Raw genomic sequence first — 15,674 nt, 5'->3', positions numbered from 1 at the left:
AAAAGCGTGAGGGTTTTCCTCACGCTTTTTATGCTGTATCGACCACTCAGGATTCCGGAGGTACCGACAAATGGCGGTATTTAACCAGGATGTCATTATCAACTTGTTTCTTATCCTGCAAATCCCACAATCCGCGATCAATCCCGTCATTAATCAGGAAGATAACGCCGGTTTCAATTGCTGACATCAGACAAAGCATAACCGGTTCGTTAGAGGTGTAGCCAATTTCACCTTCCAGCAGTCGCTGGTAGTCAATGAAGCGGAATACCCCAGCCTGCACTTCATAAGACAAGATAGTTTTGCTGGTATTCACCGATGAGAGGATTTCACCAGTACTAACGTTAACCACACGCAGGTTGACCGCTATCTGGTCGAGCTGGTACTGCGTATCGGCGCCAATACCGAAATAGCGCGCACCAACGCCACCCGATTTAACGTTGCTTTCATAACCAATAATTGACCCTTCTACCATGATGTTTGCCGCGGTCAGAGACTGCAGAGGGATCCGGTTATTAATGGCAACGGTGCCGTTTTCCTGAGCCGCACGAATGATTTTTCGTTCGTTAAGCAAGTTTTGCAATCCCTGACGTTCCAGCGGAACGAACCAACGAGAATCCTTCAATGCGGTGACAAGCATCGCCGTGGCGCTTTGCGGGACGGCGGTTGAGAAGTTACTTGCCGGATAAGGTTTAAACTGGCCAGTCTCATCCTGAATATTGTATACCGAGACAAATATCTTACCTGTAGGCATGGGCAGGTGCGTCAAGTCTTTATAGCTTTGGGCTCGGGGCATTAATGTCGGCTTAGCGGCTTCTTGCGGCGGGGCTGTTAAACATCCGCTGAGTAAAATTACTGCCACCATGATAAGTAAGCGCTGCATGATTTTTTCCTTTCGTGGCTATAATTTAGAAATCGGTCGACTGATTTTGTAAACCCGACACTTCAATAGTCGACGTTCTCCCCGTTTTCCTGTCCGTGACATTCAGTTGCAGTTGTCCATCCCGGTTGGCGATATCAACGATAAAATCGCTGGTTACCATCCTTCCCGGCTTACCGGTATTGATATTGGTAAGTAAGCCACCGAGTATTTGTGACTGGATCGCCTGGGTAAAGTTATCCAGCGCTGTTGGGGTTTCAATCCCGTAGTCGCCGGCACTCGGATCCTTATACGAGTTTTGCGCCTGGGCGCTGTTCAGTAAAAAAGAGCCGTTATTTGGGTTACCACCAAAGTTAGGATTGCGGAACTGGAACGTCATATTTCCGGCCCAACTTAATGGTGAAATCAGCATGAGCAAAACCACTGCATGTTTGACACGCATGAAAGCCTCCGGACAAAATCATGTTTTAGAATTCATCGCGCGCTAAATCGCTCGTGCTTAATAGTGTTTGATCTATTTGCCGACGATTTAATGCTTCCTCTGTTTCTGCCAATGCAAAGACCACAATTTTGTCGAAGTCTCTTTTCGTCGGGAATAAAAAAGTCTGGAAGATAACGTCCTGATTGACCGTTATGGTGATCCAACTTCCCCAACGTGCACTGGGTCTTTCATTAATGGTTAAGTTTCCTGTGTACTTACTTTCCCACTTGTCACTAAAGGCCCGGTAAAAATCATGGCCAATGGAAGAGACAGTGTGGTCGGTTAACAGTCCGGGAACCTCCACCTCTACAGCCGCGTGTAGATTCCCGGCAGCAAGGAACAAATTTGCTGCCACAATCCAGGTCAAATAGCGTTTCATGGCTTTATCGCCTGAGGTTATCATTGGCCCACGAGACCGCCTGCGTACGATTTTTGACAGCTATCTTTTTGAAAAGATTATAAAGATGTGTTTTCACCGTATTTTCACTAATAAATAGTGAACGCGCGATTTCAATATTTGAGGCGCCGATACGCAGTTTATTAAGGATCTCTTTTTCACGGTGCGTAAGTAATGCCGACTCCGTGCTGTTATAGCGGTAGTTCCCGGAATGCGTGATCAGGTAGCTGGCAAGCTTTTGCGAAAAGTAGCATTCGCCCCGCAACACACCCTGCAAACCGCTGACTACACGCTGCTCATCTTCAGTTGCGTAAAATACGCCATTGATATGCGGCCAGTTTTCAATATCCCGGTAAGGATAATCATCTGGGGTATTCAACAATAAAGTTTTTATATTGTTGTTTTTTCTGCTCAAATTATCTTGCCAGTAATGGATCAGTTTTTTATCTGCCTCCATCATATCCAGTAAAACAATGCAGCTGGAGGATATATCATCCAGAGAACGTTGAATATTATGTAGTTTTCCGGTTAACGCCAGCGATTGCTTTAAATGCTGTAATAACGCAGTTGCCTGCAGGGATGGTTTAGTGATCAACAATAATGTATGACCATGAATACTATGGACTTCATTAAACATGATGAAACTCCACTTTTTTAGTCGCACACCTGACAGTTGCCTCTACTAAAATAGAGGCACCAGAAGTACTGACAGATGTTGCACTGCTGTGTAGAAATAAAACTTCGACCCAACGGGGTGAAAATATTAAAACAAATGGACTTCAACTGATTTCAATCTAGCTATTACAAATCTTAAAGCAAGTGTTAAACATGTTACATAATGTAAATTTATATATTAAAATGTGATTTTTGCGTTTTTGTGGAGTTTAGATTTGATAGTAAAGTTGTACATTTTAGCGTTATTGCATAGATTTAAAAAATCATACAAATTATAATATCTTATTGAATTTTAAGAAATAAAATTATAATTAGATGGTTTTAGATTTCTAATGAATTTTGATTTTTTTGTCTCACTTTAAGTTGAACAATTTTAGATAGAAAAAAATGACACTTGTCACGACTTGTACCGAGGACAATCCCACTACCGTCTGCAAGGCCCAGAAAACGCGGGAAACGCGTTTTTTTGTTACTGCATAGAAATTCAGTCATTGGGTTACAAAAGAAATAAAATCCAGAGCTATAACGGTGTTAATTGCTGTTAATTAGTACTTTGGGGTGAATCTGGATATAAAAATACAACTGGTGGGTGAGTTATTTAAAATGTTTCAACGGACATACTCTTCATCGTAACGTGGCGTTAACAAATGTAAGTCACGTTAACAATAATTTGAGTGGTAAATAATTTAACCTTATGTACGACCAGGTCCAGGGTGACAACATGAAAAACAAGTTGTTATTTATGATGTTTACAATGCTGGGTGTGCCTGGGATTGCATCCGCTACAAGTTATGATTTAGCTAACTCAGAATATAACTTTGCGGTAAATGAATTAAGTAAGTCTTCATTTAATCAGGCAGCCATTATTGGTCAGGTTGGCACTGCGAACAGTGCAAATACTCGACAGGGGGGCTCGAAGTTATTGTCGGTTATTTCGCAAGAAGGTTCTGGTAACCGAGCGAAAACAGACCAGACGGGGTCATATAACTTTGCATATATTGATCAAACGGGTAGTTCCAATGACGCGAGTATTAAACAAGGTTCATACGGTAATACGGCGGTAATTATCCAGAAAGGTTCTGGTAATAAAGCCAATATTACTCAGTACGGTACACAAAAAACAGCAGTTGTGGTGCAGAGACAGTCGCAAATGGCAATTCGCGTTACTCAACGCTAATCCATTAACGACGATTAAATCAATCCGATGGGGGTTTACCATGAAACTTTTAAAAGTGGCAGCATTCGCAGCAATCGTAGTTTCTGGCAGTGCTCTGGCTGGTGTTGTTCCGCAATGGGGCGGCAATCATCATGGTGGCGGTAGTAATTATGGCCCAGACTCTTCACTGAGTATCTACCAATATGGGTCAAACAACGCTGCGAATGCTCTGCAAAGTGATGCGCGTAAATCAGATGTCACCATCACACAACAGGGGCGTGGTAACGGGGCTGTAGTTGGTCAGGGCGCTGATGACAGTACCATTAGCCTGAAACAGACTGGCTTCCAGAACAATGCCACTATCGATCAGTGGAATGCTAAAAATGCTGATATTAGTGTAACCCAGTTCGGTGGCCGTAACGGTGCGTTGGTTAATCAGACCGCTTCTGACTCCAATGTGCTGATTCAGCAAGTTGGCTTCGGCAACAACGCTACAGCTAACCAACACTAATTCAGTTTTCTGACTGATAATAAACAGGGCGTGAGCCCTGTTTTTTTTCGGGAGAATATGATGCATACGCTATTACTCATTGCCGCGCTGGCAAATCAAATAACATTCAATACAACTCAGCAAGGTGATATGTACACCATTATTCCTCAGGTGACGTTAACCCAACCGTGCGTATGTGAGGTACAAGTCCTTGCCATACGTAAAGGGCAGGGGGGACAAAGCCAGTCGCAGCAGAAAATAAGCCTTTCGGTCCCTGCTAATCGACCGATTGAATTAACCAAACTGAGCTTTAATATTTCATCTGAGGACTCGGTCAAAATTATCGTTACCGTTTCAGATGGGCAGTCTCTGCATCTGTCGCAACAATGGCCTGACTCAAACAGTCACCCATAATTTTTTGCTGTATTTGCATTAAGGGTGTGGCTGGGAATGCGCTGCTGTTCTATGAATATAGAAGCGTGTGAGCGTTTGTATTTGATCGTTAATCGTAGCGGTGAAGGATCATTTCGATCCCTCAAAGATGGCTAATCATTGAGGAACCCTTATGTGTACATTATTAAAGCGTATTTTAAGTACCAGTTTATGTGCTTTTTCTCTTTTAACCCTCCCTGCAATTGCGCAGCAAATCACAACCGGCGGGGTTATTCATTTTCGCGGAGCGATAGTTGAATCACCTTGCGACGTTAACAGACAGCAGCAGCAAATTGAATTGTCATGTATCCGCAACGGCACCAACCAGAATAGTCTTTACAACCCGCAGCAGCTCGCGACAGCCCCTCAGAATGTGCAGGAAATTGCCACAGTCAAAATGCACTACCTCAATGAACAGAAAAACATGGCGATTCTTAATATTGAATATAAATGACTCGCTGTGGCGTAGATATGCACACTTACGGTTAAAAAGAGAGATTTAAGGGAAAACCCTGCTGTACACTTAACGAATGGTGTTTTGTCAGGGGGAACTTATGCAATCACGTGTTCATGTGTTACATGGCGATATTACGACTGTCGCTGTTGATGTGATTGTCAATGCGGCGAATTCATCGCTACTGGGAGGCGGTGGCGTCGATGGCGCAATCCATCGCGCTGCCGGACCAGCATTGCTGGAGGCCTGCAAACAGGTTATCCAGCAACAAGGAGAATGCCCGACAGGGCATGCGGTGATCACTCTGGCGGGGGCGCTTGCGGCAAAAGCGGTCATTCATACCGTAGGACCCGTCTGGCAAGGGGGAGGTCATCATGAGGCCGAACGCCTCGAAGAAGCTTACTTAAACACCCTGCAACTGGCCCTGGTCAATGGTTATCACTCCATTGCTTTTCCGGCGATTAGCACCGGGGCTTATGGCTATCCACGCGCCGCAGCGGCAGAAATAGCGGTGAAAACGGTGCTGAAATTTATTACCCGCCGCGCACTTCCTGATCAGATATACTTCGTGTGCTTTGATGACGAAAACGCTCAACTTTATAAGAGATTGCTAACACAACAAGGCGATGATCACACGGACTGATATGACGCGACTTGAGCGTGCCATCACGCCCCTTTGCGAAGACCACCCGGGAGAATGCGGCATTCTTGCGTTGGATGACAGCCTGGATGCGTTTGCTGCTCGCTATCGGTTAACGGAAATGGCGGAACGTACCCTGGATGTGCAGTATTACATCTGGGAAAACGACATGTCCGGGTTATTGCTATTTTCCGTACTGCTGGCCGCAGCGAAGCGAGGCGTACGGGTGCGTTTGCTGCTGGATGATAACAACACGCCGGGTTTGGACGACACGCTGCGTCTGCTGGATAAGCACCCCAATATAGAAGTTCGCCTCTTCAATCCGTTTTCCTTTCGCATCCTGCGCGCGCTGGGCTATTTAACCGATTTTGCCCGGCTTAATCGGCGCATGCACAATAAAAGTTATACCGCTGACGGCGTGGTGACTCTCGTTGGTGGGCGTAATATTGGCGATGCCTATTTTGGCGCGGGTGAGCAACCGCTATTTTCCGACCTGGACGTCATGGCTATCGGGCCGGTTGTCAAAGATGTGGCGGATGATTTTGAGCGTTACTGGCACTGCCGCTCGGTTTCAACGTTACAAAATGTGCTTGAGATGTCCGAGCCAGATTCTGTACAGCGTATTGAGCTACCCGAATCCTGGTATAACGATGATATTACCCGCCGCTATCTGCATAAGCTGGAAACCAGCCAGTTTATGTCCAGTCTCGATCAAAGATCGCTGCCGCTGATTTGGGCCAAAACGCGTTTGCTGAGCGATGATCCTGCAAAAGGAGAAGGGAAAGCGCCGCGCCACTCGCTATTACCGCAGCGTTTGTTTGACGTAATGGGCTCGCCGACTGAACGTATTGATATTATTTCTGCCTACTTTGTGCCGACGCGTGCCGGTGTGGCGCAGCTCCTGAGACTGGTAAGAAAAGGCGTCAAGATTGCCATTTTAACCAATTCACTGGCGGCGAATGATGTGGCGATCGTCCATGCGGGCTATGCGCGCTGGCGAAAAAAACTGCTGCGCTACGGTGTAGAATTATACGAACTTAAACCGACCCGCGATCGCGTCTCGGTCGTTCACGATCGTGGATTAACCGGGAATTCAGGGTCCAGCCTGCATGCGAAAACGTTCAGTATTGATGATCGCAAAGTGTTTATCGGCTCGCTTAATTTTGATCCTCGTTCGACGCTGCTCAATACGGAAATGGGATTTGTGATTGAGAGTGAAGTGCTGGCCGAATTGATTCATAAACGGTTTATGCAAAGCCAGCGTGATATGGCCTGGCAGCTACGCCTTGACCGTTGGGGGAGAATTAATTGGGTCGACCGACTGTCTGGCAGTGAACAGGTCCTGAAAAAAGAACCCGCCACAGGATTCTGGAAGCGGGTTCTGGTAAAGCTGGTGTCCGTGTTACCCATTGAATGGCTGCTTTGAACCACACAATGATTGAGGGAAAAACTAGCCGGCTACGGCCTTGTTTTTATCCTGCTTAACGGGCGGTTTACCCGAAAAGAGAAACTTCAGCACCGGTATGCGTAAATGGATTTCGTACAGTATTACCGCAATCCCAACCACAAACAGCAGACCGCAGAGAAAACCCAGCAGATTCGACGTGATATGCGGTGTGATGTAAGCGCCAAAAAACAGCGTTAACGGGTGGTGCACCAGATAGATAAACAGCGACGCGTTGACAAAATAGGTCACGCGGGCAGACTGGAAATTAAGCAAACGGTGACCCAACGAAAAGACGACGTTCACCATCCACAGTCCCATGACCATGGTAATGACATATTCGGTTTCATACATCCAGGCATCGCCGTTGCCGTAACGCTGATTGAGCAGGTATGCCACAAATGCGAATGCAGCACCGAGCGTGCAACCGCGTGACGGTGTGGTAAACAGCGCTTTCAGATTCGGGTTGATAAACGCCAGTGCGCCGAAGATAAAGAACGGCGCATAGAACAGCGTTTGCATAACGATAAAATTGAACATGCCATCGCTGAGAATCGAAGGGTAGAGGATGAAAATTGTCCTTCTGACGGCAGCGTAACCGACACCTAACAAGATGAAGATCAGCGATAATTTAGTCATCGACACCGCCGGGGCGCTGGCGGCGTCGCTACGCGTCAGTCTGTTTTTCATCTGGGTGAACACCCACATGCTCACGGTCGTTAATACGACCAGAACCAGTAAAAACCACAGATGGGAAATCAGCTCCCAGGCCAGCGCATTGTATTTATCGTAGCCGCTGAGAGTATGCCAACTGTCAGCTTTTCCCTTTACGTATTGCAGCATGATAAATTGCGGCAGCGTAAGTAATGGAATCGCGGTCAGCATCGGGATCCCCACGCGTTCTACACGCACCTTCCACCAGCGTTTTAGCGGATAGCGCAAAAATAGCATGTAGGAAAAATAACCCGAAATGACAAAGAAGACTTGCATGCGAAAAGCATGGATAAAGTCGTTAAACAGGGTCAACCACCACGACGGTTCCGCGCTGTTCACGTGCCAGGTGTGGGTCGAGTAAATCAATGAAATATGGAATGGGATTCCTAACAACATTAGCCAGGCACGGATGGAGTCAAGAAAATATTCGCGTGGTGGTGATACAGAGCTCATAGACAGTTATGTATTCTCAGACTTTTCGTCTTATCCCTAAGACGAATAATGGTTACATTCGAGGGCAACCCTACACGAAGTCCAACAACCTGTCTCCAGGATAAGCACGCAAAGTGAAAACAGGTAGTTGAACCTGATTAAACCATGAGCCAGCGCGCGAACAATACAGGGATTCAGTTGTCGGAATACCCGATTATCCATTAAAATGGATCGGATCAATATAAGCACACAAAGGGGGAAGTGCTTACTAATTATGAAACATAAACTACAAATGATGAAAATGCGTTGGTTGGGTGCAGCAGTTATGTTAACGCTGTACACATCATCGAGCTGGGCGTTCAGCATCGATGATGTTGCAAAACAAGCTCAATCCTTAGCCGGTAAAGGCTATGAGGCGCCAAAAAGTAACTTGCCCTCCGTTTTCCGCGACATGAAATATGCGGATTATCAGCAGATCCAGTTTAACCGCGATAAAGCCTACTGGAGTAATCTCAAGACCCCATTTAAGCTCGAGTTCTACCACCAGGGGATGTACTTCGACACGCCGGTCAAAATCAACGAAGTTACCGCTACAGCGGTGAAAAGAATCAAATACAGCCCGGATTATTTTAATTTTGGCGATGTTCAGCATGATAAAGACACGGTAAAAGATCTCGGTTTCGCCGGGTTCAAAGTGCTGTATCCGATCAACAGCAAAGATAAAAACGACGAAATCGTCAGCATGCTCGGTGCCAGCTATTTCCGTGTTCTGGGGGCAGGGCAGGTCTACGGTCTGTCTGCGCGCGGTCTCGCGATTGATACCGCTCTGCCTTCTGGCGAAGAATTTCCCCGCTTCCGTGAGTTTTGGATCGAGCGTCCGAAACCGACTGACAAACGTTTGACCATTTATGCCTTGCTGGATTCTCCGCGCGCAACCGGAGCGTATCGCTTTGTCATCATTCCGGGTCGTGACACGGTAGTCGATGTTCAGTCCAAAGTTTATCTGCGCGACAAAGTGGGCAAGCTGGGCGTGGCACCGTTAACCAGTATGTTCCTGTACGGACCAAACCAGCCTTCTCCGGCGACCAACTATCGTCCGGAACTGCATGACTCTAACGGTTTGTCGATCCACGCTGGCAACGGCGAGTGGATTTGGCGTCCGCTGAATAACCCGAAACATCTGGCGGTGAGCAGCTTTGCGATGGAAAATCCGCAAGGTTTCGGCCTGCTGCAGCGTGGCCGTCAGTTCTCGCGTTTTGAAGATATCGACGATCGTTACGATCTGCGCCCAAGCGCCTGGATCACGCCAAAAGGTGATTGGGGTAAAGGTAAGATTGAGTTAGTTGAAATCCCAACTAACGATGAAACGAACGATAACATCGTTGCGTACTGGACGCCGGATCAACTGCCTGAAGCTGGTAAAGAGATGAACTTCAAGTACACCCTGACGTTCACGCGTGACGAAGACAAGCTTCATGCCCCTGATAGCGCCTGGGTCCAGCAGACTCGTCGTTCAACCGGTGATGTAAAACAGTCTAACCTCATTCGTCAGCCTGATGGCACCATCGCGTTTGTGGTGGACTTTACCGGCACGGATATGAAAAAGCTGCCGCAGGATACCCCGGTTACCGCACAAACCAGTATTGGCGACAACGGCGAGATCGTTGAAAGTACTGTGCGCTACAACCCGGTCTCTAAAGGTTGGCGTTTGGTATTGCGCGTGAAAGTGAAAGATGTGAAGAAAACCACTGAAATGCGTGCTGCCTTGGTCAATGCCGATCAGACGCTGAGTGAAACCTGGAGCTACCAGTTACCTGCCAATGAATAAGACAACTGAGTATATTGACGCAATGCCGCTTTCGGATATCGAAAAAGCGGCACTGCCGAAAACTGACATCCGCGCCGTTCATCAGGCGCTGGATGCCGAGCATCGTACGTACTCGCGCGAAGATGATTCACCGCAGGGTTCGGTGAAAGCTCGCCTGGAGCAGGCGTGGCCTGATTCTCTGGCCAAAGAGCAGTTGGTTAAGGACGATGAGGGGCGCGATCAGCTGCAGGCGATGCCAAAAGCAACGCGTACCTCTATGTTCCCCGATCCCTGGCGTACCAACCCGGTTGGCCGCTTTTGGGATCGCCTGCGCGGGCGCGATGTGACTCCGCGTTATCTTTCGCGTTTGACGAAAGAAGAACAGGAGAGCGAGCAAAAATGGCGTACGGTTGGCACCATCCGCCGCTATACGTTGTTGATCTTAACGCTGGCGCAAACGGTCGTCGCAACCTGGTATATGAAGACGATCCTTCCGTATCAGGGTTGGGCATTCATTAATCCTGTTGACATGATGGGGCAGGATTTATGGGTCTCCTTTATGCAACTGCTGCCCTACATGCTCCAGACCGGCATTCTCATTTTGTTTGCCGTGCTTTTCTGTTGGGTTTCAGCAGGATTCTGGACCGCGCTGATGGGCTTCCTGCAACTGTTGATTGGGCGAGATAAGTACAGTATCTCCGCCTCAACGGTTGGGGACGAACCGTTAAATCCCGAGCACCGGACCGCGTTGATTATGCCGATCTGTAACGAGGACGTTGACCGCGTATTCGCGGGACTTCGCGCCACGTGGGAGTCGGTCAAAGCGACGGGCAACGCCGAGCATTTTGATGTTTACATCCTGAGCGACAGCTACAACCCCGATATCTGCGTAGCAGAACAAAAAGCGTGGATGGAGCTGATTGCCGAAGTGCAAGGCGAAGGGCAGATTTTCTACCGTCGTCGTCGTCGTCGCGTGAAGCGTAAAAGCGGCAATATTGATGACTTCTGCCGTCGCTGGGGAAATCAGTACAGCTACATGGTGGTGCTGGACGCTGACTCCGTGATGAGCGGTGACTGTCTGAGCGGGCTGGTGCGCCTGATGGAAGCGAATCCAAATGCCGGGATTATCCAGTCTTCACCGAAGGCTTCCGGTATGGATACGCTGTATGCACGCTGTCAGCAGTTTGCGACCCGTGTTTATGGTCCGTTGTTTACCGCTGGACTTCACTTCTGGCAATTGGGGGAATCGCACTACTGGGGGCATAACGCGATTATTCGCGTGAAGCCGTTTATCGAACACTGTGCGCTTGCGCCGTTACCGGGCGAAGGCTCGTTTGCGGGTTCGATTCTCTCCCATGACTTCGTCGAAGCGGCGTTGATGCGTCGTGCCGGCTGGGGCGTGTGGATTGCTTACGATCTGCCGGGCTCTTATGAAGAGCTACCGCCGAACCTGCTGGATGAACTCAAGCGTGACCGTCGCTGGTGTCATGGCAACCTGATGAACTTCCGTCTGTTCCTGGTGAAGGGGATGCACCCGGTTCACCGTGCGGTGTTCCTGACCGGCGTTATGTCCTATCTTTCCGCGCCGCTGTGGTTTATGTTCCTCGCGTTATCGACCGCATTGCAGGTGGTGCATGCGTTGACGGAACCACAGTACTTCCTGCAACCGCGCCAGCTGTTTCCGGTATGGCCGCAGTGGCGTCCTGAACTGGCGATCGCGCTGTTTGCTTCTACGATGGTGCTGCTGTTCCTGCCGAAGCTGCTGAGTATTTTGCTCATCTGGTGTAAAGGGACGAAAGAGTACGGCGGGTTTATCCGCGTCACGCTGTCGCTGCTGCTGGAGGTTCTGTTCTCCGTGCTGCTGGCGCCGGTACGTATGCTGTTCCATACCGTCTTCGTCGTGAGCGCCTTCCTCGGTTGGGAAGTGGTGTGGAATTCACCGCAGCGTGATGACGATTCCACCCCGTGGGGTGAAGCATTTATGCGTCACGGTTCTCAGTTACTGCTGGGGCTGGTGTGGGCGGTAGGTATGGCCTGGCTGGATCTGCGTTTCCTGTTCTGGCTGGCGCCGATTGTCTTCTCGCTGATCCTGTCGCCGTTTGTTTCCGTGATTTCCAGCCGCTCCACGGTTGGGTTACGTACCAAGCGCTGGAAGCTGTTCCTGATCCCGGAAGAGTATTCTCCGCCGCAGGTGCTGGTTGATACGGATACCTATCTGGTGATGAACCGCAATCGTACGCTGGACGACGGCTTTATGCATGCGGTGTTTAACCCGTCATTTAACGCACTGGCAACGGCAATGGCGACTGCACGCCACCGCGCGAGTAACGTGCTTGAGATTGCCCGTGACCGCCATGTGGAGCAGGCGCTGAACGAAACGCCGGAGAAACTAAACCGTGACCGCCGTCTGGTGCTGTTGAGCGATCCGGTGACGATGGCGCGTTTGCACTATCGCGTCTGGAATTCACCTGATAAGTATTCTTCGTGGGTGAATTACTACCAGGGACTGACCCTGAATCCGCTGGCGCTCAGGAAAAAGTAAGCGTTAAGTAACGTGAAAATACCGGCCTGGTGCCGGTATTTTTTTATACTAAATAAAAGAGCCGTGAGGTATCAGGTGCGAATATTGGCAGTAGCAATCATGGTGTGCTTGCTGAGCGGATGCGGCAGTATTATTAGCCGAACTATCCCAGGGCAAGGGCACGGAAACCAATACTATCCTGGCGTGCAATGGGATGTCCGGGACTCCGCGTGGCGCTACGTCACCATCCTCGACCTGCCATTTTCGCTGGTGTTTGATACCTTGCTGCTCCCGCTCGACATTCACCACGGACCTTACGAGTAGCTATCGCTCATCCCATTCATCGGCCGCGGTCTGACCCTCTTCAGTATCCAGGGGAGGTTCCAGCTGGAATTCACCTTCATCCCATTCGTGAAGCGTGTTTTCTTCCTGCCACTCCTGACGGATTTCAATTTCATCATAGTCGCCATCAAAAACGCTTTGGGCCGCTTCACCACTCAGCATTGGCAGGCATTCACCCTCGCCCTCATCCTCATCAGCAAAGAATTCCGCCTGCCACATAATGTCACCATCCTGTAGCACGTATTTTTGTACGCTTAGCTGTTGAACGCTGGCTTCGTCGGGCTCAAGGTCAGGGTTATCAGCCAGAAATTCTTCACGAGCGGCATCAATGGCTTCTTCCAGCGTGGCATACATGGTCATCAGAGTCTCCCTTTGATTTAATGAAGTATTCAGGGAAATAATAGTTGATTCTCCGATATTGCAAGTATGAATGCACAAAAATCATCCCGTAGCCTCAGTGCTCCGGCGACGGCGCAGACTATTCCACGAGTAGAAAGCGTTAAACAGTACGACGCCCGCGGTCACGCAGAAGACGGCGCGAAAACCGTAGTTGGCGGAAATTGCCGCCCCCATTAACGGTCCCGTTACGTTACCGATATCGCGAAATGACTGGTTATAACTGAAAATACGCCCGGCGATCTGATTGGTTGAGTTATAGACCAGCAGCGTTTGTACTGCCGGGAGCAGAGCGCCGTCAGCGGCCCCCAATAAAAAGCGCAGAACGGCAAGTTGCCAGGGCGATTGTACAAACGACATTGGAATAAGCAGCAGCACGGAGATGACCAGAGCAACAATCAGGATCTTCTCCGGGCCAATTCGATCACCTAATTTGCCAAGTCGCGGGGCGCTGATTAACGCAGCCACGCCCGGTACGGAAGCAATCATCCCGCTGATAAAGGCGATGTTACTGACGTTGCCAGCCAGCTCTCGAACGTACAGCGTCAGAATTGGCGCGATGGACCCGGTTGCCACCTGGATTATCAGCGTTGTGACAAACAGGCTCAGCACCAGTTTGGGATTTTTTAACGAGGCCACGACTTCGCGAATGTGCAGCATCTCTTTCTTGCTCACCGGTTGGAAACGTTCGCGAATAAAAAATAGCGTCAGGATAAAACAGAGCAGCAGTACGCTGGCGGTGATGAAAAATACCGGGCGTAGTCCGTACTGATCCGCGAGCAGCCCGCCTGCCAACGGTCCGAGCAGTGCGCCGCTGACGCCGCCGGTGGAAAGCGTTCCCAGCGCCCAGCCGCTTTTATTGCGCGGAACCTGGGTGGCGATCAGCGCATTGGCGTTGGGAATGAAACCGCCGAGCAGACCCAACAGGGCGCGCAGGACCAGGAACTGCCAGATATTTTGCGCCAGCCCCATCAGCAGCATCACAATCGCCATACCCAATGCGGAACGCAGCAGCATGATTTTTCGCCCTTTGCGATCGGCAAGGCCACCCCAGAAAGGAGAGGCGATGGCGGAAAAGAGAAAAGTGATGCTGAAGACCAGACCTGACCACATATTCAGGGCGCTATGACCCGTGACGCCGAGGCTCTCGACATAGAGGGGCAAAAAGGGCATAACCAGGCTAAATGCTGCACCGGTTAAAAAACAACCCAACCAGGCAACGGTGAGGTTACGTTTCCAGTTTATGGGAGCATCTGAGGGTGACATAGCGTTCCGCAGTGTGGCGCGCTGTTTGCGCTATCGATTGAATATAAGCAAGCAGGCTAATTATGCGCCTGGTAGATAGTTGCTGCAATGCGGATAGCAGTTAAACCTAAAGCGGGCAGGGAAGGTGTTGCAGTCCACAGGACTGCAACCGTGCTTTAGTACAGGGAAGGTGAACCTTCAGGACGCGTCTTGAAACGACGGTGTAGCCACATATACTGCTCTGGGGCCATCATGATGCATTGCTCAACAATCTTATTCATCCACGCTGCCGTAGTCTCCGCGTTGTCTAACGGCGGTGAACACTCCGGAGGCAGCATAATCAATTGATAACCTTTACCGTCAGGTTTGCGGCGGGGAACAAACGGTACCAGGCAGGCATTCGACATGCGTGAAAGCATCCAGGTCCCGGAGGTTGTTGCGGCCTGTTCAACAGCAAAAAGCGGGACAAATACGCTGGCGCGGGGACCGTAGTCATGATCCGGTGCATACCAGACCACTTCGCCTTTTTTCAACGCTTTAATCATTCCTTTCAGGTCTTTACGATCGAGCATGGATTTATTAGAGCGCATACGGCCCCAGGTTTGTAGCCAGTCGAGCAGTGGGTTGTCGTTAGGGCGATATACGCCTATCCCCGGCTCCTGCAAACCAAACTGACGCGCACCCAGTTCAAGGGTCAGAAAGTGCAGACCCACTAACAAAATTCCCCGCTTTTGCGCCTGAACGTCGCGGATATGTTCCATCCCGATAACTTCCGTCCAGCGTGAAATGCGCTTGTCAGACCAAAACCAGGCCATTCCGGTTTCCATCACGCCCATGCCCACGGACTCGAAGTTCTTGATGATCATCTGCTGGCGTTCCTGCTCGCTCATTTGCGGGAAGCACAGTTCCAGATTACGGGAAACAATTTTTGCCCGACGTTTCATCAAACGTAATGCCAGACGACCTAATGCGCAGCCCAACTTGTAAAGAACCGGGTAGGGTAACTGCACGATTAACCAAAGGATGCCAATGCCCAGCCAGGTTAACCAATAACGTGGATGCAGTAACGCAGCCGAAAACTTGGGTAAATTCGTCATGTCTATCCTGTCTTCAAACGACCAATTGCCTGTATTGTCGCATTTTTTCGCGCATATCAAAAATTTGTGACGGG

General features: G+C 49.5%; 17 protein-coding genes. 9 read left to right on the top strand and 8 right to left on the bottom strand.

Annotated elements, in window-relative coordinates; genetic code table 11:
- Positions 1-46: 46 nt before the first annotated feature.
- Genes csgG through csgD form a run of 4 tightly spaced genes read right to left on the bottom strand, consistent with a single transcriptional unit; the run spans position 47 to position 2,392 of the window.
- A complete protein-coding gene (gene csgG / locus HV302_RS15555) occupies positions 47-880 on the bottom strand; it encodes a curli production assembly/transport protein CsgG (protein WP_016152598.1) in 834 nt (277 codons plus the stop codon).
- 25 nt (positions 881-905) lie between these two features.
- The gene (csgF, locus tag HV302_RS15550; RefSeq protein WP_016152599.1) at positions 906-1,319 is read right to left on the bottom strand and encodes a curli production assembly/transport protein CsgF; all 414 of its coding nucleotides are present in this window, start codon (positions 1,317-1,319) and stop codon (positions 906-908) included.
- Positions 1,320-1,344: 25 nt separating this feature from the next.
- Positions 1,345-1,737, bottom strand: a complete 393-nt coding sequence (gene csgE, locus HV302_RS15545) for a curli production assembly/transport protein CsgE (RefSeq protein WP_016152600.1) — start codon at positions 1,735-1,737, stop codon at positions 1,345-1,347.
- 4 nt (positions 1,738-1,741) lie between these two features.
- A complete protein-coding gene (gene csgD / locus HV302_RS15540; protein WP_003036091.1) occupies positions 1,742-2,392 on the bottom strand; it encodes a biofilm master transcriptional regulator CsgD in 651 nt (216 codons plus the stop codon).
- 759 nt (positions 2,393-3,151) lie between these two features.
- Between csgD and csgB the strand changes: the two genes are divergently transcribed.
- From csgB to HV302_RS15510, 6 genes are all read left to right on the top strand, one after another.
- Complete coding sequence (csgB, locus tag HV302_RS15535; RefSeq protein ID WP_019076446.1) at positions 3,152-3,607, top strand: curli minor subunit CsgB; 456 nt, start codon at positions 3,152-3,154, stop codon at positions 3,605-3,607.
- Positions 3,608-3,647: 40 nt separating this feature from the next.
- On the top strand, positions 3,648-4,097 hold the full coding sequence (gene csgA / locus HV302_RS15530; RefSeq protein ID WP_016156176.1) for a curli major subunit CsgA: 450 nt from the start codon (positions 3,648-3,650) through the stop codon (positions 4,095-4,097).
- Between the two features lie 60 nt (positions 4,098-4,157).
- Complete coding sequence (csgC, locus tag HV302_RS15525; protein ID WP_016152602.1) at positions 4,158-4,490, top strand: curli assembly chaperone CsgC; 333 nt, start codon at positions 4,158-4,160, stop codon at positions 4,488-4,490.
- A 151-nt stretch (positions 4,491-4,641) separates the two neighbouring features.
- Positions 4,642-4,962, top strand: coding sequence for a type 1 fimbrial protein (locus HV302_RS15520; protein ID WP_016152603.1), 321 nt, complete (start codon positions 4,642-4,644; stop codon positions 4,960-4,962).
- A 100-nt stretch (positions 4,963-5,062) separates the two neighbouring features.
- Entirely contained in the window at positions 5,063-5,605 is a 543-nt protein-coding gene (gene ymdB, locus HV302_RS15515) for an O-acetyl-ADP-ribose deacetylase (protein WP_181626247.1), read from the top strand.
- A complete protein-coding gene (locus HV302_RS15510) occupies positions 5,589-7,028 on the top strand; it encodes a phospholipase D family protein (RefSeq protein WP_326928809.1) in 1,440 nt (479 codons plus the stop codon). Before ymdB ends, HV302_RS15510 begins: the two co-directional genes overlap by 17 nt.
- 24 nt (positions 7,029-7,052) lie before the next feature.
- Here the strand turns inward: HV302_RS15510 and mdoC are convergent, their stop codons facing one another.
- Positions 7,053-8,213 (bottom strand): glucans biosynthesis protein MdoC, encoded by a 1,161-nt coding sequence (gene mdoC, locus HV302_RS15505; RefSeq protein WP_181626246.1) that lies wholly within the window; start codon positions 8,211-8,213, stop codon positions 7,053-7,055.
- 271 nt (positions 8,214-8,484) lie between these two features.
- On the opposite strand from mdoC, the gene mdoG reads away from it, so the two are divergent.
- From mdoG to HV302_RS15490, 3 genes are all read left to right on the top strand, one after another.
- Complete coding sequence (gene mdoG / locus HV302_RS15500; RefSeq protein ID WP_087121841.1) at positions 8,485-10,020, top strand: glucans biosynthesis protein MdoG; 1,536 nt, start codon at positions 8,485-8,487, stop codon at positions 10,018-10,020.
- Positions 10,013-12,541: a glucans biosynthesis glucosyltransferase MdoH gene (gene mdoH, locus HV302_RS15495; RefSeq protein WP_019076449.1), complete on the top strand. Its 2,529-nt coding sequence runs from the start codon at positions 10,013-10,015 to the stop codon at positions 12,539-12,541. The genes mdoG and mdoH overlap by 8 nt, the downstream gene beginning before the upstream one ends.
- 99 nt (positions 12,542-12,640) lie before the next feature.
- Positions 12,641-12,844, top strand: coding sequence for a YceK/YidQ family lipoprotein (locus HV302_RS15490; RefSeq protein WP_153647167.1), 204 nt, complete (start codon positions 12,641-12,643; stop codon positions 12,842-12,844).
- Here HV302_RS15490 and HV302_RS15485 read toward each other — a convergent pair whose 3' ends face one another.
- From HV302_RS15485 to HV302_RS15475, 3 genes are all read right to left on the bottom strand, one after another.
- Positions 12,845-13,222 (bottom strand): MysB family protein, encoded by a 378-nt coding sequence (locus HV302_RS15485; protein WP_016152610.1) that lies wholly within the window; start codon positions 13,220-13,222, stop codon positions 12,845-12,847.
- Positions 13,223-13,303: 81 nt separating this feature from the next.
- Positions 13,304-14,524, bottom strand: a complete 1,221-nt coding sequence (gene mdtG / locus HV302_RS15480) for a multidrug efflux MFS transporter MdtG (protein ID WP_019076457.1) — start codon at positions 14,522-14,524, stop codon at positions 13,304-13,306.
- Between the two features lie 155 nt (positions 14,525-14,679).
- Positions 14,680-15,600, bottom strand: a complete 921-nt coding sequence (locus HV302_RS15475) for a Kdo(2)-lipid IV(A) acyltransferase (RefSeq protein WP_016152612.1) — start codon at positions 15,598-15,600, stop codon at positions 14,680-14,682.
- Between the last annotated feature and the right edge of the window lie 74 nt (positions 15,601-15,674).

It is taken from the genome of Citrobacter sp. RHBSTW-00859, assembly GCF_013729795.1.
GTDB lineage: Bacteria > Pseudomonadota > Gammaproteobacteria > Enterobacterales > Enterobacteriaceae > Citrobacter > Citrobacter braakii.
The sequence above is the reverse complement of the archived record's forward strand: the minus strand, read 5'-3'. Positions and strand labels throughout refer to the sequence as shown.

Bases quoted from the DNA above. Each gene is read 5' to 3' on its own strand.
- HV302_RS15520 (WP_016152603.1), top strand. From the start codon at position 4,642: ATGTGTACATTATTAAAGCGTATTTTAAGTACCAGTTTATGTGCTTTT.
- csgC (WP_016152602.1), top strand. From the start codon at position 4,158: ATGCATACGCTATTACTCATTGCCGCGCTGGCAAATCAAATAACATTC.
- mdoC (WP_181626246.1), bottom strand. From the start codon at position 8,213: ATGAGCTCTGTATCACCACCACGCGAATATTTTCTTGACTCCATCCGT.
- csgE (WP_016152600.1), bottom strand. From the start codon at position 1,737: ATGAAACGCTATTTGACCTGGATTGTGGCAGCAAATTTGTTCCTTGCT.
- HV302_RS15475 (WP_016152612.1), bottom strand. From the start codon at position 15,600: ATGACGAATTTACCCAAGTTTTCGGCTGCGTTACTGCATCCACGTTAT.
- mdoH (WP_019076449.1), top strand. From the start codon at position 10,013: ATGAATAAGACAACTGAGTATATTGACGCAATGCCGCTTTCGGATATC.
- mdtG (WP_019076457.1), bottom strand. From the start codon at position 14,524: ATGTCACCCTCAGATGCTCCCATAAACTGGAAACGTAACCTCACCGTT.
- csgD (WP_003036091.1), bottom strand. From the start codon at position 2,392: ATGTTTAATGAAGTCCATAGTATTCATGGTCATACATTATTGTTGATC.
- HV302_RS15490 (WP_153647167.1), top strand. From the start codon at position 12,641: ATGGTGTGCTTGCTGAGCGGATGCGGCAGTATTATTAGCCGAACTATC.
- csgB (WP_019076446.1), top strand. From the start codon at position 3,152: ATGAAAAACAAGTTGTTATTTATGATGTTTACAATGCTGGGTGTGCCT.
- ymdB (WP_181626247.1), top strand. From the start codon at position 5,063: ATGCAATCACGTGTTCATGTGTTACATGGCGATATTACGACTGTCGCT.
- csgF (WP_016152599.1), bottom strand. From the start codon at position 1,319: ATGCGTGTCAAACATGCAGTGGTTTTGCTCATGCTGATTTCACCATTA.
- mdoG (WP_087121841.1), top strand. From the start codon at position 8,485: ATGATGAAAATGCGTTGGTTGGGTGCAGCAGTTATGTTAACGCTGTAC.
- HV302_RS15485 (WP_016152610.1), bottom strand. From the start codon at position 13,222: ATGACCATGTATGCCACGCTGGAAGAAGCCATTGATGCCGCTCGTGAA.
- csgG (WP_016152598.1), bottom strand. From the start codon at position 880: ATGCAGCGCTTACTTATCATGGTGGCAGTAATTTTACTCAGCGGATGT.
- csgA (WP_016156176.1), top strand. From the start codon at position 3,648: ATGAAACTTTTAAAAGTGGCAGCATTCGCAGCAATCGTAGTTTCTGGC.
- HV302_RS15510 (WP_326928809.1), top strand. From the start codon at position 5,589: ATGATCACACGGACTGATATGACGCGACTTGAGCGTGCCATCACGCCC.